This is a genomic window from Acinetobacter sichuanensis (assembly GCF_003024515.2).
GTDB lineage: Bacteria > Pseudomonadota > Gammaproteobacteria > Pseudomonadales > Moraxellaceae > Acinetobacter > Acinetobacter sichuanensis.
The window spans coordinates 18180-40376 of sequence record NZ_PYIX02000029.1 but is presented as its reverse complement, the minus strand read 5'-3'; the positions used below and the strand labels follow the sequence as shown (position 1 = coordinate 40376).

Sequence of the window (22197 nt, the reverse complement as noted above, 5' to 3'; positions counted from 1 at the left end):
ATAAATATCATTATCGCTATTTTGACAGCTTTTGAAACAATATCTTAACCAAGCAGTACTTTTAACTTTGCAAAAAATGGCATATTAATGAATAAAATCAAGATCAAAAATGGCTGTACATATGGCAAAAAATTATTATGAAGAACTTGGTGTTTCTCGGGATGCAACACCTGATCAAATTAAAAAATCCTACCGTAAATTAGCACGTAAATATCATCCTGATGTCAGCAAAGAAGCTGATGCTGAAGAAAAAATGCAAGCCATTAACGTTGCATATGACACCTTAAGTCATGAAGAAAAGAAAAAACAATATGATTTTGAGTTAGATCATCCACAAGATTTTTCAAATCGTGGTTTTGGTGGTCAGGCAGGTGGTCAAGGCTTTGATGGAAGTCAATTTTATCGAAATAGCTCAGGTGGACAACAAGACTTTAGCGGTTTTGAAGATTTATTTGGACGTTTTGGTGGTGGCTTTGGTGGTGGTCATCAACAAGATTTTGGGCAGCGCCAATCTCGTCAACAACGCAGTTATCGAGGTGAAGATCAACATGCAAGTATAGAAGTCCCGATCCAAGTGGCTTATGAAGGTTCAACCCAAACCATTACCCTACAAATTCCGACCTATAATGCTTATGGTGAAGCTGAAGTTCAACGAAAAACCTTACAAGTCAAAATTCCTAAAGGAATGAAAGAGGGACAACAGATTCGCCTTGCTCAACAAGGTCAAGCAGGTATTAATGGCGGAGAAAATGGCGATTTATATATTGAAATACGCTATCAAGATAGTCATCGTGTCCGTGTAGAAGATGCTGATGTTTATTACACGATAGACATTACCCCTTGGGAGGCTGCGCTGGGTCAAAGTGTTGAAATCTCTACACCTGCGGGTAAAGTTCAAGTGAACATTCCTAAAAATGCCAAACAAAATCAACAATTACGCTTAAAAGATAAAGGAATTCCAAGTAAAACGGCTGGGCATTTGTATTTAGTGCTCAATATTGTTTATCCAAAAGCAGATACCAGCCAAGAACAACAAGCATATCAAGATTATGCAAATGCTTTCCCAAATTTTAAAGCACGGTAAATCATTGAATCACTTCAAGGAGCATACTTATGACAACTATACATTATCGTGAAATTGTCTGTAACGACTGTCAAGATGCTGAAATCGTTGATGAACGATTGTGTTTTGATTTAACTCACTTTGCACAAGCGTGTGGGCAAAGTCCTGAATGGGTTTTACAACTACTTGAATATGATATTTTAGCAGCTCGACCAAAGGAACGTATTCATCAATTTTTTGGTGAGGATGTGGCTCGGGCAAGGCGTGCTTATCGTTTACAACGAGACTTTGAAGCCAGTTTTTCCGCAGTTGCAATGATGATGGATTTAATTGATGAGGTTCAACAATTACGTAAACAAACCAAGCATCTTTATCGCTCATTATGACTAATTCATTTCAAATTGTTAAATACAGATGACAGGTTAATATTTAACCTGTCATGATAGGTCTCTTATCTCATTCAAAATGGTTTTAAGAGGTCATCAACCCCTATGAATTCCAAAGTTATTAATAAGAAAATCAAACACATGTTCCCTGAGCATAGTGAATTAGTAAATACACTCAAAAATACCAATCCACATTTTGCTAAACTTTTCGCAGAACATAATGAGCTTGATCATACGATTACTCATCTTGAACTTGATCCCATCAACCATATTCATGATGATATCGAGGTTCTAAAACGCAAAAAATTAAAAATTAAAGATGAACTTTATTCTTTACTACAAAAAGCCACTCAAGCGAGTCGCAAATAATTTAAAGAAAAGTTATTTCAATTTGGTGATTTTTTCGACTTCTTTCATTGTTTGTTTAATGGGTTCATAGTCCAAGAACCACAGTAAATTGACGTGCTGATTTTTATGTTGTTGTGCCAACATATCAATCACACTTCTTTCACCACGCCCAACCAAATGGCGTCGATAAAAATAGACCAATAATGCAATTGTACAAATCAACATTGCTGAGAGCACAATCCAAAAGCCTGATTGGTTTTTGAGACCGGGGATAAATTCAAAATTCATCCCATATACACCTGTCAGCAAAGTTAAAGGTGCAAAAACTGCGGTAATGATCGCTAAAATACGCATATTTTCATTGGTTTGGTTGGCAATGGCTGAAAAATGCAAATCTATCGCAGCTTGAATAGCACTACTTAATCGCGTGGTATATTTTTGAATTCGTTCAACATGACTGACTAAATCATCAACACGAACTAAAATAAGATCTTGTTTATCAGCCTTTTTTTTACCTTTTAAATGTGAATAATTTTCGACAATTTCATCCCTTACTTCTTGTAAAGCATCAATTTGTTCCTCACATAAATTTTCAATTTGCTGAAAAACCATCATCTCTTGAAAAAGTTGATGCCATTTAGAAAATCGACGATTGCCTTGTAAAAGTTCCTGTTGCCAAAACTCTACCCTTCGTGTCAAAGGTTTACGCAAATCTAAATAACCATCAACCATGCTATTTAATAAACGTAGCGACAAATCTAAAGGCGTTGAAGGTAATTTTCGAGGCTTATTTTGTTCATCCAGTGATTTTGTAAGCATCGCCATAATACGGTTCAGATAACTTTCAAAAGCATGATTTCCCTTTTCATGGATACTGATCAACACTTGCGAAGTCATCACAAAACTAACTGGGGATGAAGTTAAACCAAAAACACTTTCATGCTGTTCAAAAGTACTTCCTACATTAATTTGGTCATCAGGTGTGATTAACTTTCTAAAAATCAATAAGTCATATTCATCCATAGCATCAAAAGCACAAGGATGCTCAAGATTTAAAATGTCACGAATATGATATTCATTTAAATGAATTTGGCTCAGTTCTAGAATTTCTTTTTGCCAAGCTTCAACACGGTTGACGACATCTTCACGCGTACAATCAATCCAGATAAACTGTTGTTCTGTATGTATATTTGGTTGATTTTGGATACATGTATATTGTTGTTCTGGGTGTTGAAAAAAATAAAAAGTTTGCATAATTGCATAAAGCATGTTGATCAAGATTAAACAGCATCATGCCATAAAAAAAGCCTTGAGCAAGCTAAAGTGATCACTCTAGCAAAACACAAGGCTTAATTTTTACAATAATGCCAAATCAGCTTACTGTAAATTTTTTAAAAGATATTACGCTTGGTCAATATCTTTCATAGTTAATTTAATACGACCACGGTTGTCTACATCAGCAACTTGAACTTTGATTTCTTGACCTTCAGCCAATACGTCAGTCACGTTTGCAACACGCTCATTTGAGATTTGAGAGATGTGTAATAAACCATCTGTACCAGGAAGAATGTTGACGAATGCACCAAACTCAACGATACGAATTACTTTACCTACGTAAATTGTACCTGGCTCAACTTCAGCAGTAAGTGCTTGAATTTTAGCAATCGCAGCTTGTGCAGCAGCTTTAGTTTCACCAAATACACGTACTGTACCGTTGTCTTCGATATCAATCGCAGCTTTAGTTTCTTCAGTGATTGCACGGATAGTTGCACCACCTTTACCAATCACATCACGGATTTTGTCAGGGTTAATGCTGATCACTTGGAAGGTTGGCGCATGCATTGAAATTTCAGGGCGAGCACGTGAAATCACTTGGTTCATTGCATTCAAAATGTGCATACGACCAGCATATGCTTGATTCAATGCAACTTCCATAATTTCTTCAGTGATCCCTTCGATCTTGATGTCCATTTGAAGCGCAGTAATACCGTTTGCAGAACCTGCTACTTTAAAGTCCATATCGCCAAGATGATCTTCATCACCCAAGATGTCAGAAAGAACTGCGAAACGCTCGTCTTCTTTCACTAGACCCATTGCAATACCTGCAACTGGTGCTTTAAGTGGAACACCTGCATCCATAAGTGACAATGACGCACCACATACAGAAGCCATAGAAGATGAACCGTTTGATTCTGTAATATCAGATACGATACGGATCACATACGGGAAACGATCAGCCGCAGGAAGTACAGCTTGAACACCACGACGTGCCAAACGACCATGACCAATTTCACGACGTTTAGGACCAGATTCACGACCTGTTTCACCTACAGAGTATGCAGGGAAGTTATAGTGAAGCATGAAGTTGTCAGTTTTAGTACCCGCTAAAGTATCAACCATTAATGCATCACGTGTATTACCCAAAGTTGTTGTTACCAACGCCTGAGTTTCACCACGTGTGAATAATGCAGAACCATGAGCACGATCTAACACGCCCACTTGTACGTCTAATGCACGAACAGTTTTCGTGTCACGACCATCAATACGTGGTTTACCAGAAAGGATGTTGTCACGTACTGTACGGTATTTAAGATCTTCGAATAATTCGTTTAGGTCATCTGCAATGCCATCAACGTCTTCTTCTGGAACAAATTGAGCAACTGCTTCAGCTTGTAAAGCATCTAATGCTGCATAACGATCATGTTTGATCGCAATTGTGTATGCTTCTGAGATTTTCGCTTCAAATGCTTCTTTTAATTTTGCACGAAGATCTTCATTTTTCGTAGGCGCAGTCCAAGTAGACTCTGTTGCACCAGCCGCTGCTGCAAATTCTTTAATCGCTTGAATAGCAATTTGCATTTCGTCATGACCGAAAAGCACAGCACCTAGCATTTGGTCTTCTGAAAGTTCTTTCGCTTCAGACTCAACCATAAGCACAGCAGATTCAGTACCTGCAACCACAAGGTCAAGGTCAGACTCTTTTAATTGTTCATGATTTGGGTTAAGAACGTATTCACCGTTAATTAAACCTACACGTGCGCCACCGATTGGACCACGGAAAGGTGTACCAGCGATTGCCAATGCAGCTGAAGTACCTAACATTGCAGCAATGTCCGCTTCCATTGTTTTATCAGAAGATACAACAGTTGCAGTCACTTGGATTTCGTTATAGTAACCTTCTGGGAACAATGGACGAATCGGACGGTCAATTAAACGAGAAATTAAAGTTTCAGACTCTGAAGCACGACCTTCACGCTTACCGTAACCACCCGGGATACGACCTGCAGCATATTGTTTTTCTTGGTAGTTTACTGTAAGTGGGAAAAAGTCTTGACCCGCTTTAGCAGTTGGTTGAGCAACAACAGCAACCAAAACAGTTACGCCACCCATGGTGATCACAACAGTATTTGCTTGACGAGCAACACGACCCGTTTCAAGTACAACTTGGTATTGACCATATTGGAATTCTTTACGAATTACATTAAACATTGACATGTATTTTTGTTTCCTAGTTCTTTTGAACAGTTATTCTAGTGGAGACCCCTAAGGTTTGGCATTCATATCAACCGCATAAATGACAAAGCTTAGAAGCCGACCTCACTAGACAATCATTTCTATAAAAGCATCATTTTAGACACGAAGAAGGAGCGAATATTCGCCCCTTCTATTATCTAGACAAAGCTAGATATACTTTAGTTTTCATCAGTATAGCACAAAGCATGCAATAATCCGAAAATAAAAGTTTAATCGAATTAACGACGTAAACCTAAAGCAGCAATCAAATCGCTATAACGAGTAGCATCTTTACCTTTAAGGTAGTCAAGAAGCTTACGACGTTGGTTAACCATACGGATCAAACCACGACGGCTGTGGTGGTCATGTTTGTGATCTTTGAAGTGACCTTGTAAATCATTGATTTGAGCAGTCAATAAAGCTACTTGTACTTCTGGTGAACCAGTGTCATTTTCAGCGCGAGCGAATTTTGCGATGATCTCTGCGCGATCTGCGTTTGTTAAAGCCATTCGATTTCTCCGAGATGCTTGTAAATATTTGATAAAAATCAATTTAATGCTAAACACTAAATTTGACTGCCGTGCATCACTACAGCAGTCGCCTATTTTAAAGGAACTACCCTGAGATTGCAAAATTATCGTCAGGATATTTCAGTCATACCATCATCATCTTGCAAATTTATGACATGTATACGGCATTTAGGACACTGACAATAAAATCGAGCAAAGGCAGACTGTTCAATAGAAAAATAATGATGGAATAAACTGTGAAAATATTTTCAACTAATACCTGTTATGTACCCAAAGACCTAAGCCAAATTATGCAATCCAAAGATGAGGTTGCAGCAGAACGTGCTGGAATGACCGAAAAACAAGTCCATAAAATTTGGTCAAGTATTGAGTCGCTTTACAAAACGGGAAATCATCCTCTAATTAGTGTTTGTTTACGCAGAAAAGGGGAAATTGTTCTTAACCGTAGTTTAGGCTATACACGAGGCAACACCGCACAAGGCTTAGCCAATGATGCTGTCATTGCCAACCCAGATACACCGATTTGTTTATTTTCAGCTTCAAAAATGATCACTGCAATGCTCATCCATATGTTGGATGAAACAGGTGAAATTAATCTCCTTGACCCAATCAGCTACTATATTCCTGAATATGCACAAAATGGAAAACGTCGTGCTACCATTTTCCATTTACTTTCGCATCGTGGAGGCATTCCTCGCGTTGAAGCTGAAGTCACACCAGAATTATTATTTGATAAAGAACAAATTTTACAACATCTTTATGCATCAAAACCGATTTCATCTGCGGGTGCAAATCTTGCTTATCATGCTGTCACTGCGGGCTATATTTTAGGTGAGCTGATTGAACGAGTAACAGGACAAGATTTACGTCACTTTTTACATGAACATATTGAAAAACCAATGGATATGCAATTTTTCAATTATGGTTTAAAAACTGAATTCCGTGATCAAGTCGCACTCAACACCGCAACGGGCATTCATCCTAAACTGGGTACAGATCTGTATTTAGATCATGTCTTAGGTGGAGGCTTAGAATTGGCTGTCAATGTGACCAATGATCATCGTTTTATGGATACCATTTGCCCTGCTGGAAATATCTATACCAGCGCAGAACAAGCCAACCGTTTCTTTGAAATGTTACTCAATGGCGGAACTTATAAGGGCAAACAAATCATGAGTCCGCAAACTGTATTTCGTGCAACTTTGCCAACCTCAACCACGACGATTGATCGTACACTTTTAGCACCGATGCGTTATGCACTTGGACCTATGTTGGGAAGTAATCCAGTGGGTATTTTTGGACCACATACTGGTCAAGCCTTTGGACATCTTGGTTTTTCAAATATTTTATGTTGGGCAGATCCTGAACGTGATATCAGCGTCAGTATCTTAAATACAGGAAAATCTGTTGTAGGTACGCATTTAGCAGCATTAGCTAATGTATTACTACAAATTTCTAGCCAATGTCCAAAAGTCTCTAAAGAACAACGTCGTGGTCTATTTGGTACAGATGCCACTGAAACTGACATTGTATAAAGTAAAAAAATCAATGATTTGTTCAATATTTTTATCAAATTTCATACTTATTATTAAGTTTAAATAAAGAAAAAGCCCTTAGATTACTCTAAGGGCTTTCCTTTGCGCTGTAGTTTCTTATTTTCTGGTTGTTATTATTTTATTTATTTTTATTGTTATCTCATGATTTCTTATTACTATGTTTTTGTCCCTTATTTATCAGTTTTCTTAAGTATTTCCCTATGTGTGTATGATGCCACATTTAAAGTATGATAAAAGTCGCATTTATCTTATCTTTTTGTAAGAAATATCGTACATTTTGTATTTTTTGTAACATAATTATAAATATTTTAGATATAAAAAAGCCTTGTAGTCTCTCCCAAAACTACAAGGCTTAGCGGCTGTAAGTTTCCTCTTTATGCCTTACTTCATGTAAGTTCGCAGTCTCTCGACTTTAAATTATTATTATTTTGCGATTTTGCTTAGTGTTCCTTACCAAGCTCTTTATAGGACTCATCATCTCAAAAAGTTACACAGAGCTCTATGCGTCAATATCTCGAATTTATGTAAGCAATTTCTTACAAGATACTTATTGTAAATTAAAACTTAATAATAAATTTTAAGTTTTAATTTTTTTAACTAATCCGCTTTTTCGCTGTGTCGCAACCGTCAGTGCTTTATAAAAAGCATTTTCTTCAACTAACAAACTCACAACCGTTTTCGCACGAGTAATGGCTGTGTAAAGTAGTTCTTGGCTAAGTAGTTTTTGTGCAGAAGCATCCAAAACAACCATCGTATGTTTAAACTCTGAACCTTGTGATTTATGAATGGTTAAAGCAAATGCCGTTTGAATGGATTTTGGTAGACGCGATGCCAGTACCCACTTATCTAAGCTCGGAAAATATACTTCAAACTGATCTGCATATTGGCGATGTTTAAAACATACACCAATATCACCATTGGATAAGCCCAATTGATAGTCGTTGTAATCCATCATCACAGGACGACCAACGTACCAATCCCCTTGTTTATAAAGTTGTGGAATGGCTTTAAATAACGCTTTTTCAATTTCACTATTAATAGTTCTTAAACCTAAAACACCATGATGAACTGCACTTAAAATACGATATTGGTCAAATGCTTGTATCACGGTTTGCACATGTTGGGTGGACATCGTATCTGCTAAATAGGTTTTTAATGCATCAAAATATGAAGAAAATCCTGCACTCAATTTTTGATAATAACCTTCTAAAGCTTGTGGCTGAATATTTTCAGGCAAATATTCAAGTTGAATAAAATCATTCATCTCTGAGTTAAGAGCAATCGGAATAATTTCAGATGCTGCAACAACTTGCTGTTCAAAATCCTTTAAAACATGATCTGAAAGTTGAATATGTTGTTTTTGTTGTTGAATAAAATTGGCGAATTTACCAATAGCTGCATCTTGTTTAAAACGATGTGTATTGACTAAATTGACTTGATTTTGCTGTAGCATTTTAACATTTTGCAAATCTGCAAGTACTGATCCGACATCCACAGATGCCAATTGATTTGCATCTCCCAATAAAATCAAACGACATTGTTCAGGAACAGCTTCTAATAATAATGTGGCTAAATTTAAGTCCAACATAGATGCTTCATCAATAACAATCACATCATAAGGTAAAGGCTGTTTTAAATGAAAACGTGGAATATGTTGATGCCCTAAACCCAATAAGCGGTGAATTGTTACAGGCGTGAATAAATCTAAATGTAAACCAAAAGGCTCTAGTTTGGGGTCAGTTAAGGACTTTTGTAATGCTTCGCCCATACGCTGTGCTGCTTTACCTGTAGGTGCTGCCATTGCCACACGAAGATCAGGTAAGGTTTGATGAAGTACCGCAATAATACGCGCTAAAGTATAGGTTTTCCCTGTTCCAGGTCCACCTGTAATGATATTAAAAGCATTTTCAGCGACCATTTTTAGCGCATTTTTTTGATGAATATCATTGAGTAAGTCATCAAAATCTTTTAAATCAATAGCAAGTATTTTTTGCTGTTTTAGGCGAATCACTTGTTGCGCTAAACGTTGCTCAAGCTGCCAATAACGATATAAATATAAATACTCATCATCATAAACAAAAGGTGCAACTTGCGATGCTTGTGCTTGCAGTTCAGACAAACATAAAGAGCCTAAATGTTGAGTTGTATCTTGTTCCTGCAATATACAACTGTCACCTTGTAAAGAAGCATCTAAAACTTCACTGATTAATTTGAGTGAAGTTTCCTGTAATTCCTCAGACATTGGATGCTGACGAACAATATAATTTGCCCAATTTATAATCCATTGAGGATATTGATCTTCTAAAATTTGGCTATTTACCACACAACTATCCTCAAACTTATCTACAATGTTTTCAACAAATTTATCCACAATACAATCTTTTGTTTGTATTGCAATTCATCTAAATAATCATGCAATAGTGCTGAGTTTGTCTTCAGAGAAATAACCCAAAATTGCATCTAATCTTAAAATAAATTCTGAATCAGGTCGCCAATAATAATAACCTTGTTCAGTCTGACCATTCATGCCACGTAAATACAAATAACTCGCACCACCTAAATGCTGATCAATTTGATAGTTTTCAAGTTTCACACTTAAATAACGATGTAATCCAACCAAATATAAAGCAGCTTGTAACCAATAACTGGCATAACTCATACTTTCTTGAATGGCTTGTACATTATATTGTTGTTGGTCTGCACCTAAATAATTACTTTTATAATCTGCGATATGAAATTTTTGACCATCATAAAAAACCAAGTCAATTTCACCTTTTAAATAACGGGCAGAAAAAGCTTCTTTAAATTCAGGCATCGTAATCGCATATTCTTCAAATAAACTATGAATCCGTTGTATGGTAAATACCCGATCTGACAAAGCTAAATGAAACGGAAACTCCGCTAAACGTTGCGATTTTGATAATTGATTTAACTTAAAATGATTTAAAATTGGTGTATCTAAAACTTCACTTAACCATTCTTGTATCAAATCAATGATTTCATTTTCAACTGTACGTACATCAAGTTCTTGCTTCTCAGGGAATGCACTCAGATATTTTTCAGTTAATGATTCTTTTAAGGTTTTATCTTCATTGATAAAACAACGTCGAATTTCAACATGCCATAGACGCTGATCTTGAAAATCAAGATGCTCAAAAACTTTATGTAAAAAAGTTCCTGCTGTGGTTCCCATTGGAAAGTTTTCTTTGATCCATGCGATTGGGGCTGTGGTTGGCATCATGCTTTTATTTTTAATCGGAAGATAGATTTCATCTTCTGCCCCTGCACTACTTGGTTCAGCAACAGCTAAAGCATCCTGAATCTGCTGTCGGGTTAAATGCTGTGCCAAAGCACTAAAACTGGTTTTTGTTCTCGAATAAAAGCGCTTTTTGGGTAATGTCGCTGCATCTAAACGTAGCGTGGTATCGATATGTTGTGTTTTGAGTTGTACAGGACGTTGACTTATCAGTGGTTCAATCGCACAACCCTCATGTTGAAATGCCTGTACAGGATGCCCTCGCCAAAATGCTAAACCTGTCGTAGATTTTCCGTCATTATCCTGCATCATGGCATATACACGATAACTTGCACGTGTCAAAGCCACATACCATAGACGATGATGTTCTGCTAAAGCACGTGCATCATGTTGTTGAATAGCTTCAGGTTTTAAAATATTTTTATCATTCACAGCGACAACCCGTTGCTGTTCCATCTGTCCTGTGGTGTGATTTAAAGTATCTTGTGTGGAAAAATTTAAACTTTTATTGGGTTCTCTAAAATCTTTATCTGCACCCAATAAAAATACACATTTAAACTCTAGACCTTTAGACTGGTGAATGGTCATCAATTGCACGCCTGCATCATTGGATAACTTGCGCTCTAACTCCCATTCACGTTGCATGGGATCAGTCAGTTGTTTTAAGTACCAATGATATAAATTTTGTGCACCTTGATAACGCTCACTATGTTGACTCAGTAGCTCTGTTAAATGACGTAAATTGACCACGACACGTTCATTATCACGGCTTTGTTTTGCAACTAAGTTAGTCCAAATATCAAACTTGGTTAATGCATATTGCCAAGCACTTAAAAAACCTTGTTTGAGCCACATTTCCCGAATAAAATCAAACTGTTCAATATATGTACTTAAACCTTCAGCATGCTGTTCTAAAGCAATTAATTTTTTTAAATCAAATCCTAATAAACGACTGAGCAATGCCCGTTTGATTTTAGCTTCATCATAAGGATGCATGATCGCAGTCAATACCGCAGCAACATCTTGTGCTAAAGCCCCTTCAAAAACGCTTTTCTTTGCAGGTCGATTGGTACGAATACCTAAAAACTCTAAAGCAGACTGCACTTTGTCAAGATCGGCATGATTTTTAGATAAAACCGCAATATCATTTTCATCCATTGCCCGATTTGCAGCTTGCTCTACAAAATATAATGTCCCTTGTACACCTTGATTTAGTAACTCTCGAATCTTCCAAGCGACTTGTTCAGCTTCACTATTTTTATCTTCTAATTGCATCCAACGTAATGGCGTTGGATTCACTTGATCTTGATCAATTAAAGCAGGATGCGGACGTTCACCTGCCTGAACAGGTGTATAAATCACCTCTTCACCAAAATCAGCTTGCCGTTGAAATAAAGCATCTACTACTTCAACCAAAGGCTGAACAGAACGATGATTATGAATCAAGTGATATGCATGACCATCTTTGCCAAAAACATCCTGATGGGCTTTCAAAAATGTCAACATATCACCACCACGGAAACCGTAAATTGCCTGTTTACGATCACCGACCATAATCATACAACCGTGATTCACTCGGCTGCTATGTCGCCAAATTTGTGCCAACATATCATCTTGGTCTTGATTGGTATCTTGAAATTCGTCGACTAAAATCAGGGGATAACGCGCATGAATAAAACTCGCAAAACGTTGCCCTTGTTCACCTTGTAAAGCTTCAGCAAGTGTTCGAATCTGTTGTGCAAAGGTGGTTTCGCCTTTTTGCTGTAATACTTGAGGTAAACGTTTTTTGACCTCACTGGCTAAATGATATTGCAAATAACTATCAAGCAGATCTAGACCTTCTCCTAACTGCCAAAAAGCTTCAACAAAATGCTTTAATGCTTGTAAAAATGTATTTTGTTCAAAAGAAGTTAAGACCTCCTCAGAACATTTATTCAGTACTTTTTTTGTCGTTAAATCACTTAATGCTTTTAATGTATGTGCCTGACGTGGTGCAAATAAACAATATGCGCCTTGCTTTCGAATTTCCTCGACCAAATGTGCTAAATCTTCAGTCAATAAACTTTGCATTTTGCCTTGATCACGCCATTTTTTTGCAATGATTTTATTGTGTTGCCCATCAGCCAAATAAAAATCTGCCAATGTTGCCGCTTGAGTTAAATCTAGTGTTAATAGTGTCTGAATTTCAGTATCAAATTGAGATAAATCCAAAACAGGTGGCTGAATTTCTTGTAATTTTGCAGATGAAAAATTTAAACTATTTTCTACTACCGCAATATAAGCATCTTGAGATTTTAGTTTTTTATTTAAAATTAAATAATCAATAATATTCTGTGGCTGTTGTTGTATCCATTCACGTAATACATCATGAATGAGTTGATAACTATAACTTTTTGCATCATCCGTTATTTCAGCACGTTCAATTTTTCCACTTTCAAATGCAAACTCACGCAGTAATTTTTGACTAAAACTATCCAAAGTTCCAACAAATAACTCATCGAGTTGATCAATCACTAATTTTAAACGCTCACAAGCATAGGCAACTTGAGTTGCAAAAACAGTTAAAACTTTGGCAAATAAAGGATCACTTTCTTGTTTGGCTTTGGCTAAAACCTGTTGTTCTGTTAAATCACGACAAGCATCAAAATACTGATAAGTTTCCTGTAAACGTCCTCGAATACGTGTTTTTAACTCAGCCGCAGCTTTACGTGTAAAAGTTGTTGCAATTACTTGATTTGGTAAATATTTTTCTAAAAAAATACGCACCATCAAACTTGACAAAGTATAGGTTTTTCCTGTTCCTGCTGAGGCTTCAATCCAATGTAAACCTGAAAATTGCATGTCAGCAATGGGTTGTGTTGAAACCGCCGAAGGATGCTTGGCTTTCGCTGCTTGAGGAATGGTTTCATCTAAGATCATATTAAAAGATTCCTGATGCATTTTTCATTCCTCTGCCACAGATTGATATTGATAAATAGGTTGATATAACGCATAAGCATAATGTTCACACGCATATTTCAGCAAAGCTGTCGTATCTTGTTCTTGCAAAATAAACTGCCAATCATAATGCTTTTTACTCCACTCCATTTCTTCTAAAGCAAAAGGTAAGAAGGCATCACTTTTATTCCACTCTTTGAGTAAATCTTCAATATTATCTAATTGTGGTTGCTGTTGTTCATCCATCGACCATTCTAGTGTTTTAGATTTTTCAGCCAATAAAAGTAGTAAGGCGGCAGGTAAAACTAAAGGTTCAGATTGTGCATACAGATAGGCTTTAAACCATTCATCAATATAACGTTTGGCTTGCTGAGAAGTGACACCTGTATTGATCACAGTGACATCACTAAAGACAGCAACACGTCGTAATTTAGCTGACTGTTCATCACCTAAATTCAGATAACTTAACCACAAAAGATATTCAAGCCAAACTTTGGTTCGACGTTTTGCACGTCCACTAGATGCATCTAAACTCACCCAGTCCTGTGCAAATTTTTGTGGAACAGTAATATTCATCACAGTATGTGCTTCTATTCGCCACTGACGTTGGGTTGTTTCAGTCACTGCATCGGTATAGATCGCAAGGCGCTCTTTTAAACTATTTTGTTCAGCAATACTGATTTTCCATGCGCTTTGCTGAACTTTACCCACAGGAAGTTGGTCTTGTAACAGTTCAATTTTATGTGCAGTTTCTTCATCTTGCTGCTGTAAATAATCACGAATCTGATAACGCGCCAAACCATCTAAAACCAAAGGTTCAGACTGTGCAGGTAAGTCCTGTGCTTTTAAGTTTTGTACACCTAAAGTCTTTAAATATAATCGCGCAGGGAAAGTCAGATCTTGAATCCATTGTCCTGCCTCTAAAATGGTCATGCTTTCTTGCACAGCAGGATAAGGCGTATTTACCCATGCTTCACGCTGACTTAAATGTGCTGATTGTTGTAAATATTTTGCGACTTTGTACCACTGATCTTGATAGCGTACAGCACTATTTTCGACAAAACCTTGAGGCTCAAAGGGTTGCAACTGATGAATATGATATAAAGAGCGTAAGTTTTCAGGAATTTCTATGACCTGTTCAGATGCGGATACACTCTGATTTTTTGGCATTTCACAAATCAGTTGTAAATGAGCAATCAACTCTTGCAAAACACTTGAAGGATCACGAACTTCGCCATCATTGACATCAAAACCATTATAAAATAACCAGAGCGCGTCTTGTGCTAACAACAAACTGTCTAAAAATGCACCCTGATCGTCTTCTAAACGAGAACGATCACCCAATTGCGGACGGAGTAACTCCATTAAGTCAAAAGGAATATGTTGGTTTCGGTTTGGAAATTTGCCACTGTCTAAATTGAGTATGACCACAAGTTTATAAGGCAATGGACGAATTTGCCCAATTTGACTAAATGTAATATCACCCGTTGGTAATGTTTGTTCTAATTGACCAGACAAAGCATTATGAATTTCAGCCAGTACGTAAGTTAAAGGTAAATGTACACCTTTTAGATGCGTTACATATTGCTGTTGATCCTCTAAACGCAAATAAGAATGTCGCAACATTTTTTGTTGTAAACTGATGGTTTCTTTTACTGCTTTCAAAATATCAACTTTGGCATGAATAAATTGATTTACTTCATCAATTAAAATACCTAGCCATTCTTCGACACTATGACCTTGTCCTAATTCATGTTGAGTTAACCAATAACGACGTGCTGAAAAATCTTGATAAATCTCAATCAACTGACCAATCAACTCAAAATCACTTGACCGAACATATTGATAGCTTAAAGTTTGCTCAAAAACAGCATGCGTTGGAACTGCCACACCTAAAGCTAAGCGATCTAAAGCAAATTTAAAGCTAAAACGGAAATCCTGATCATCCTCGCTCAGCGTTTGTTGTAAATGTTCTGCATCAAAACCACGCTTAAATCCTGCTTGAATGAGTAACTCCAACATACGTTCAGTATTTTGTACATCCAAACCATAACGTAGTTGAGTCGCTTCTAAAGTCAACCAATCTGAAAAATCTTCAATGCTAAAACGACCTTGTGACCACTCAATTCTGCCCAAGATCGCGCGCCATGCATTTTCAACATCAAGCTGCGTCACCCCTGCAATTTTAGCAGGCACATGAATACTGTCCTGATGGGGAATATGTGGAAATACACTCCGAATCAGAGGTTCAATTTCAGTTAAATGCGGTGTTAACACCAAAATATCACTTGGACGGCGTGGTTGCTCGGGTGTTCCTTGCGCTAACCAGTGAATCAACTGTTCTTTTAATACTTCAAGTTGACGCAAAGTTGAATGACAAACATGAATTTGTATAGATTGATCTTTGAGGTCTAATGGATAGCTATGTTCTTGTGGTTCAATAAGATATAAAATATCGGACTGTAATTGACTCAGTAAATTTTTTGGCTCTTCATTCACAAAAGCATCAATCCATTGTCCTTCTTCTCCTGAGGATAACTGTGAAAGCAAAGAGAAATGATCACGTGCTTGCTTACCAAAACGGGTGAGCAATGGATGGCGTGACTCACGAACTTCCGCATTAAAATTTAAAGTAAATTCATCAAAAAAACGTTGTAAATCTGCATCTGTCGCTTTCGGATTTTTTTCAATAAAACGTGCTTTTACGCCCAAATCATAGCGTTTTTTCCAATTTGGATCGACACTATCCGCCCAATATTCTTGCGATGGGTTGTAATGTAAAATGATCACATCCAGATATTGACCTAAACGTCTTAAAAAATTTAATTGTTGTGGTGGTAATTCTAATAAGGTAAAAACCACAATTTTTTCAGGTAGATTTTTAAGCGCATCTTCACGCAACTGTGGATGGTCAAATACTTGCCAAAATAAGGTATCAATCATTTGCATTTCTGCAAAATCTTCATGAAAAATATGCATCCACAACCAACGTTGCCACTGTTCTAACTCTTGCGCCTGCGCAAGACGAAATGCTGAGACTTGTTGATCGGTTTTTGGAAATTGTTGTTCAATATTGAGCGCTTGCCCTCGTCCCCATTGCCCTAACCAATTACTTGGACAAGTACAAAGATCACGGCAGCCCCGTTGGCATTGCCCACGATAAACCATGTAATAATTAAATAATAATGAAACTTGTTCTGCGACCCAATATAACATTCCTTGTTTTTTTTGTTGTTTTTCGAGTCCATGCTCAAGTTGTGCAGCCGCATCATAAATACGTTGAATCAATGGATACAGTGGATGTTCTTGGGCTAAATTATTCTCTTTCGTTTGAATGAAATCTTTTAAAGTCTGATAAACCCGCCATTTCATAATCAAGCTAGGAACGTTGGCTTTACCGACACGATCATCTTCACCATTCAAAACCTGCTTATAGGCATACCACTGAAAGCCACGAATCCGTTGATGAAATTCAGTATTGGCGCTTACACCACGCTGTTCTGCTAAACGTTGGGTTAACCATTCCTGTATAGCTGGACTAGGGACAATAAAATGTTGTGTTCTTAAAACAGAAAATGGGTCGTTTGAAGGTGCTGTCGCACTTTGTAAAATACCTTGTACCAATACTTCGATAGATTGGCTTTGAATGACATGAATCCCCATACTTCCTCATTTTATAACATTAAAACGAACACAAAATCATAAACTTTCATTACTATACATCTTAAACACAATGTGCCACTTTTAAAGCATTGTTCATACCACTTTTTTTAATCACTCAGCATATGTATAGATGCTTTTACTCGCAAATATTATAAACAGCTTAATGGAGCGTGAACCTAAATGAAAATTGATAAAATTCCAGATTCGATTGATCCAAATTTAAATTTAGAAAGCATTCGTACAGAATGCCTTGAACTTGTTAAAAAGCGCTCGTATTTTTCTGCTGGTGCAGCCGTTGTTCCTATTCCTTTTTTTGATGTCGTGATTGATGTCGGGATCTTGTCACAACTCATTCCTGAGATTAATGCACGTTTTGGTTTAGCACCTGAGCAAATCAGTGTATATGACCCAAAAACCAAACAGATTCATTGGAATGAACTACGTAAACGCGGTTTTGAGTTTTCAGGCTTAGTGGTTGCCCGTACAGCAGTCAAATCTTCTTTAAATAATGTTGCTGCGAAAGTCATTACCAAACAAGTCACCAAGTTTATTCCTTTAGGTGGGTCTATTATCGCTGCAAGTTTGGGCTATATTGTGATGAAGAAAGTGGCTGAAGCACATGTGGATGAATGCTATAAATTAGCAAAAGGCATTCAAAACAAACAAAAAGAAAAAATTGTAAAATATTCTTAATGATTGAATGAAGGCGGACTCAGCGTCCGCTTTTTATTGCGTGATATAAAGTGCTATTCAGTATATTTGGCTACATTTTTCAAAGATACAGAATTTTTAAATACCCTCTCAATCTGCTTTCAATTGCTTCAATATTGCTTTTAACACTTCAACTCGCGCTGAATATTTATCATTAGTTGCAATCACATGCCAAGGTGCATAAAAGGTATTGGTACGTTGCAACATATCTGCTGCGGCATTTAAATAATCATCCCAATGACTTCGATTACGCCAATCATCTTCTGTAATTTTAAAACGTTTATGTGGTGTTTCTTCACGTGCTTTAAAACGTAACTCTTGTTCATCTTTGCTGATTGCAAGCCAAAATTTTACAATGATATATTGGTTATCTGACAAATCTTTTTCAAAACGATTGATTTCATCATAGGCACGTTGCCATTCAACAGGTGTTGCAAAACCTTCGATCCGTTCGACCAATACTCGTCCGTACCATGTACGATCAAAAATCGAAATTTTTTCATCTTCTAATAACTTTGTCCAAAAGCGCCATAAATAAGGTCGAGCCAATTCATATTTTTCAGGTGCAGCAATGGTATAAATTCCATATTCACGAGGATCAAGTTTTTTGACAATGCGTTTAATTGCTCCACCCTTACCTGCCGCATCCATGCCCTCAAAAGTAATCAAAACTTTACGTGGATCAAAACGCATGGCTTTAGCTACTTTTTTACTTAAGCTTTTCAGCTCAGCCTTATAATCTTCACTCGACATTTCTGCTGTAGCAGGTGCTAATAATGCTTTGGGAACTTCAGCTTGTTTCCATTTTGTTTTGACTTGTGTTGGATAATGAGGCAAATGTTTTAAGTTTTTTAAAATCGCTTGAGCAAATTGCTGATCGCGTACTTCAGCATCTTCACAATCAATGATCAACCAATCATCGGTAAAACGCTGACGTAATTTTTGTACATTGTCATATTGTTTTTTATTGCGCCAATCTAAACCATGTAATTTGTGCCAGCGCTGTTCCTCAACATCCATTTTGTCTAATCTTTTTTGTAAAGATTTCCAAGATAAATCAAACCAAACTTTTATCACATCAACATGGTTATTTTTTAAATCCTGTTCAAAAGCATTCATTTGCGCAACATAAGCATCAAACAAAGTATCATCCATTGGCTCTGACACATGCAGCGCAGTGGCAAGTAAATCACTATACCAATTACCAAACATGACGATCATCTGTCCTTCCGCAGGAATGTAACGAGTATAAGGCTGCCAAAATGCTTGATTTTTTTGCATCATATAAGGAGGGTCAGCTTTAACACGTAAATAGCGTGGATCAACCCATTCTCTTAATTGTTTAACGGCTTCCCCTTTTCCTGCAAGCTCAATACCACTGACTAAAATCACCAGACTTTTTGCATTTTTTTGCCCACGCGTATTTTTTAAGCCATATTGCGCTTCTATCAAATCTAAAGTGAGCTGACCTGCATCAACAAGTTCAACATTACTTTCAGGTGTCGTCATACTTTTCTCTTTTTATGTTTTTGTACTGATTCAAGTTTACAAATATTTCGCTTCACTTGAACTCATTTTTGTATCAGTTTTATTGATGTTTTACTTGATCATTCCAATGACTGACCTAATTTCAGTCATCTTAAAGCAATATCGTCATGGTTGTTCAGTTAAACTGTGTTTATGATTTTCATATATATTTCAAATTGAGTTCACACATGTCAAAACTCGCAGCATTAGATCAGCTTTTAGAAGAATATAAACAGTTTAATTACCATCAAGATCCTGTGCTAAAAAAACGTCTGCATGAAGCACAAGATTGGCTCAAAACACGTATTTTAGACACTCATACTGAGTTATTTAACCGCAAAGAAAATAAACTCATGGCTGATTATTTTATCAACCGTTTATATGGGGGTCCTGACTTTGATCCTTTAGCCATACAAATTGAACGATTATTAAAATATGCACATAAGGCTGAAAAAATTATTCCTGAAAATGCCATTAAAACAGGATTAAAATCGATTGGTCTTGCAGTTTTAGCCATGCAACTGGATGAACAAGTCGCAGCACAATTACTCAAAGACTATCCTGCAAACCAAGATATTAATGATGAAATGATGCGCCAAACTTTAATCAAACTTGATCAAGCCGAGCAGCGTCAACAACAACTCGATTTACTTGATGATTTAGGTACAGCACTCGATAAATATATGCGCTCATTTATCATGCATACTGCCTTTAAAATGTGTAAAGGTACTGCACATAAATACAATTTCCAATTGATGTATGAGTTCATTGGCGAAGGTTTTGTGGCAATGAAACCAATGAAATCTGCTGCTGATTTTATTCATGCATTTACAACAAAAGAGCGTGAAATTGTCAATAATGTGCATTCAGGACAAGCCAATCCTTTTAGAATATGATAGTGTTTGATTGCATAAATGACAGATGAAATGTCATCTCTTCTGTATATTATTCATAACTATTTGATGATGAAGACTGCAAATTTTTGCAGAATCTGTCATTATGCGATGCAAGAGCAAATTTCCCATTTTTGTGTTCAGGAGTGACTCAGATGTCGAATGAAAACCAAAAGCCAACCCCAGAAGCAGAGTCGGCACAAAACACAGACAACGTGAGTCCATTCTTAACAGAACCGTTACCGCAAGGCGCACCACAAGGTCAACAGCAGTCTTTACAACAACAGTTGACTGACACGCCTGTTTCAGGAACGGTACCAAAATATAATCTGCCACGTGGTGCCAATACAGGCAATGTCGGTGCAACCACACATTTCGGTTATCAAACTGTTAGCAGTGAAGATAAAGCACAAAAAGTCGCTGAAGTATTCCACTCAGTTGCAGCCAAATACGACATCATGAATGACTTAATGTCATTTGGTATTCACCGTTTATGGAAACGCTTTGCGATCAATATGTCTGGTGTGCGCCGTGGTCAGCGCGTGCTTGATATTGCAGGCGGTACAGGTGATTTAGCCAAAGTATTCAGCCGTGAAGTTGGTCCTACAGGTCATGTGGTTTTATCTGACATTAATGAATCCATGCTCAATGTTGGTCGTGACCGTTTGATCGATGCAGGCTGTACCAATGTCGATTTTGTCTTGGCAAATGCTGAAACTTTAGAGCCATTTGAAGACAATAGTTTTGACCTTTTAACCATCAGCTTTGGTCTGCGTAATGTGACCGATAAAGATGCAGCCCTTGCAGCCATGTACCGTGTGCTTAAGCCGGGTGGTCGTTTACTGATTCTGGAATTCTCTAAACCTGTGTTTGAGCCATTCTCAAAATTGTATGATCTGTACTCATTCACGGCATTACCAATCATGGGTAAACTTGTGGCGAATGACTCAGAAAGTTATAAATATTTAGCTGAATCCATCCGTATGCACCCTGACCAACGTACCTTAAAAGGCATGATGGAAAATGCAGGCTTCCAAAATACCGACTACCATAACTTAACAGGTGGTATTGTTGCGGTACACCGTGGCTTCAAACTCTAAGTTTTCTCAAAAATAGCATAAAGGTTGAATTATGTGGTCCATTCTGGCACTGGGTGCAGTTGAACGACTCATCAATCAATTTATCAATATGGATGCGATCACTCGCATTCAGTTCAATCAATTACAAGGCAAATTGCTGCGTGTGGTGATTGATTCACCACAGCTGTCTGTAGATGTCTTTTTTGATGAAAATAAAGTCCGTTTAGAACCGACTGTGACAGGTAAAAGTGAAACACCTTCGGTTTTTGAGCAACGTCCTTTTGATCAAAATACGGTCATCACGGAAGCAACTGCAACCTTGCATGTAAAAAACATTGTTGCATTGGCAAAGCTATTTTTAGCAGATGATATTGGCAATATTCCTTTGCAAGGTGATTATCATCTATTGCAGGATATTCAACGTATTATTCAACAGGCTGAGCCTGATTTAGCGTCACATTTAAGCCCGTGGATTGGTCCTGCATTGGCACATGAAATTGCCAAAATTCAGCTTGCACCTAAACATTTAAAGCGTTCCCTGCAAAGTCATTTATTCTTTGCTGAGGACTTTTTAAAAGAAGACACAGGTTTATTTGCACCACGCTGGCAAATGGATGATCTGCAACAAGACACCCGTCAACTCAATCAGAATATTGATCGACTTGAAGCTAAAATTCAGCAGCTACAGCAACAACTCAACCCTACTACTCCCTCTCAAGATCAGGTAATGTAATT

The 22197-nt window shown here is 37.2% G+C and carries 15 protein-coding genes; 8 read left to right on the top strand and 7 right to left on the bottom strand.

Annotated features, from left to right (window positions below):
• Window positions 1-121 precede the first annotated feature (121 nt).
• The 3 genes from C9E89_RS15395 to C9E89_RS15385 all read left to right on the top strand — a co-directional run bounded on the left by C9E89_RS15395 (window position 122) and on the right by C9E89_RS15385 (window position 1818).
• Window positions 122-1084: a DnaJ C-terminal domain-containing protein gene (locus C9E89_RS15395; protein ID WP_107009237.1), complete on the top strand. Its 963-nt coding sequence runs from the start codon at window positions 122-124 to the stop codon at window positions 1082-1084.
• A 29-nt stretch (window positions 1085-1113) separates the two neighbouring features.
• A complete protein-coding gene (locus C9E89_RS15390; RefSeq protein ID WP_107009219.1) occupies window positions 1114-1449 on the top strand; it encodes a chaperone modulator CbpM in 336 nt (111 codons plus the stop codon).
• A gap of 105 nt (window positions 1450-1554) precedes the next feature.
• Entirely contained in the window at window positions 1555-1818 is a 264-nt protein-coding gene (locus tag C9E89_RS15385) for a YdcH family protein (protein ID WP_107009218.1), read from the top strand.
• Between the two features lie 12 nt (window positions 1819-1830).
• Here C9E89_RS15385 and C9E89_RS15380 read toward each other — a convergent pair whose 3' ends face one another.
• From C9E89_RS15380 to rpsO, 3 genes are all read right to left on the bottom strand, one after another.
• The gene (locus tag C9E89_RS15380; RefSeq protein WP_107009236.1) at window positions 1831-3051 is read right to left on the bottom strand and encodes a magnesium transporter CorA family protein; all 1221 of its coding nucleotides are present in this window, start codon (window positions 3049-3051) and stop codon (window positions 1831-1833) included.
• A 147-nt stretch (window positions 3052-3198) separates the two neighbouring features.
• On the bottom strand, window positions 3199-5286 hold the full coding sequence (pnp, locus tag C9E89_RS15375) for a polyribonucleotide nucleotidyltransferase (protein WP_107009235.1): 2088 nt from the start codon (window positions 5284-5286) through the stop codon (window positions 3199-3201).
• A 263-nt stretch (window positions 5287-5549) separates the two neighbouring features.
• On the bottom strand, window positions 5550-5819 hold the full coding sequence (gene rpsO / locus C9E89_RS15370; RefSeq protein WP_107009217.1) for a 30S ribosomal protein S15: 270 nt from the start codon (window positions 5817-5819) through the stop codon (window positions 5550-5552).
• 257 nt (window positions 5820-6076) lie between these two features.
• Between rpsO and C9E89_RS15365 the strand changes: the two genes are divergently transcribed.
• Window positions 6077-7375, top strand: coding sequence for a serine hydrolase domain-containing protein (locus tag C9E89_RS15365; protein ID WP_107009216.1), 1299 nt, complete (start codon window positions 6077-6079; stop codon window positions 7373-7375).
• Between the two features lie 598 nt (window positions 7376-7973).
• Here C9E89_RS15365 and recD read toward each other — a convergent pair.
• From recD to C9E89_RS15350, 3 genes are all read right to left on the bottom strand, one after another.
• Window positions 7974-9719: an exodeoxyribonuclease V subunit alpha gene (gene recD / locus C9E89_RS15360; RefSeq protein ID WP_107009234.1), complete on the bottom strand. Its 1746-nt coding sequence runs from the start codon at window positions 9717-9719 to the stop codon at window positions 7974-7976.
• Window positions 9720-9806: 87 nt separating this feature from the next.
• A complete protein-coding gene (locus C9E89_RS15355; protein WP_107009233.1) occupies window positions 9807-13571 on the bottom strand; it encodes a UvrD-helicase domain-containing protein in 3765 nt (1254 codons plus the stop codon).
• A gap of 24 nt (window positions 13572-13595) precedes the next feature.
• On the bottom strand, window positions 13596-17252 hold the full coding sequence (locus C9E89_RS15350; protein WP_107009215.1) for an exodeoxyribonuclease V subunit gamma: 3657 nt from the start codon (window positions 17250-17252) through the stop codon (window positions 13596-13598).
• 180 nt (window positions 17253-17432) lie between these two features.
• Between C9E89_RS15350 and C9E89_RS15345 the strand changes: the two genes are divergently transcribed.
• Window positions 17433-17945 carry a hypothetical protein gene (locus tag C9E89_RS15345; RefSeq protein ID WP_107009214.1) on the top strand — a complete coding sequence of 171 codons (513 nt, stop codon included), beginning with the start codon at window positions 17433-17435 and terminating at the stop codon, window positions 17943-17945.
• Between the two features lie 108 nt (window positions 17946-18053).
• Here C9E89_RS15345 and pap read toward each other — a convergent pair whose 3' ends face one another.
• The gene (gene pap, locus C9E89_RS15340) at window positions 18054-19472 is read right to left on the bottom strand and encodes a polyphosphate:AMP phosphotransferase (protein ID WP_107009213.1); all 1419 of its coding nucleotides are present in this window, start codon (window positions 19470-19472) and stop codon (window positions 18054-18056) included.
• Between the two features lie 206 nt (window positions 19473-19678).
• Here pap and C9E89_RS15335 point away from each other — a divergent pair, with 206 nt between their 5' ends.
• From C9E89_RS15335 to C9E89_RS15325, 3 genes are all read left to right on the top strand, one after another.
• Window positions 19679-20386 (top strand): FFLEELY motif protein, encoded by a 708-nt coding sequence (locus tag C9E89_RS15335; protein WP_107009212.1) that lies wholly within the window; start codon window positions 19679-19681, stop codon window positions 20384-20386.
• A gap of 152 nt (window positions 20387-20538) precedes the next feature.
• Window positions 20539-21483 carry a bifunctional demethylmenaquinone methyltransferase/2-methoxy-6-polyprenyl-1,4-benzoquinol methylase UbiE gene (ubiE, locus tag C9E89_RS15330; RefSeq protein ID WP_107009211.1) on the top strand — a complete coding sequence of 315 codons (945 nt, stop codon included), beginning with the start codon at window positions 20539-20541 and terminating at the stop codon, window positions 21481-21483.
• Window positions 21484-21514: 31 nt separating this feature from the next.
• Entirely contained in the window at window positions 21515-22195 is a 681-nt protein-coding gene (locus C9E89_RS15325) for a ubiquinone biosynthesis accessory factor UbiJ (RefSeq protein WP_107009210.1), read from the top strand.
• Window positions 22196-22197: the final 2 nt, after the last annotated feature.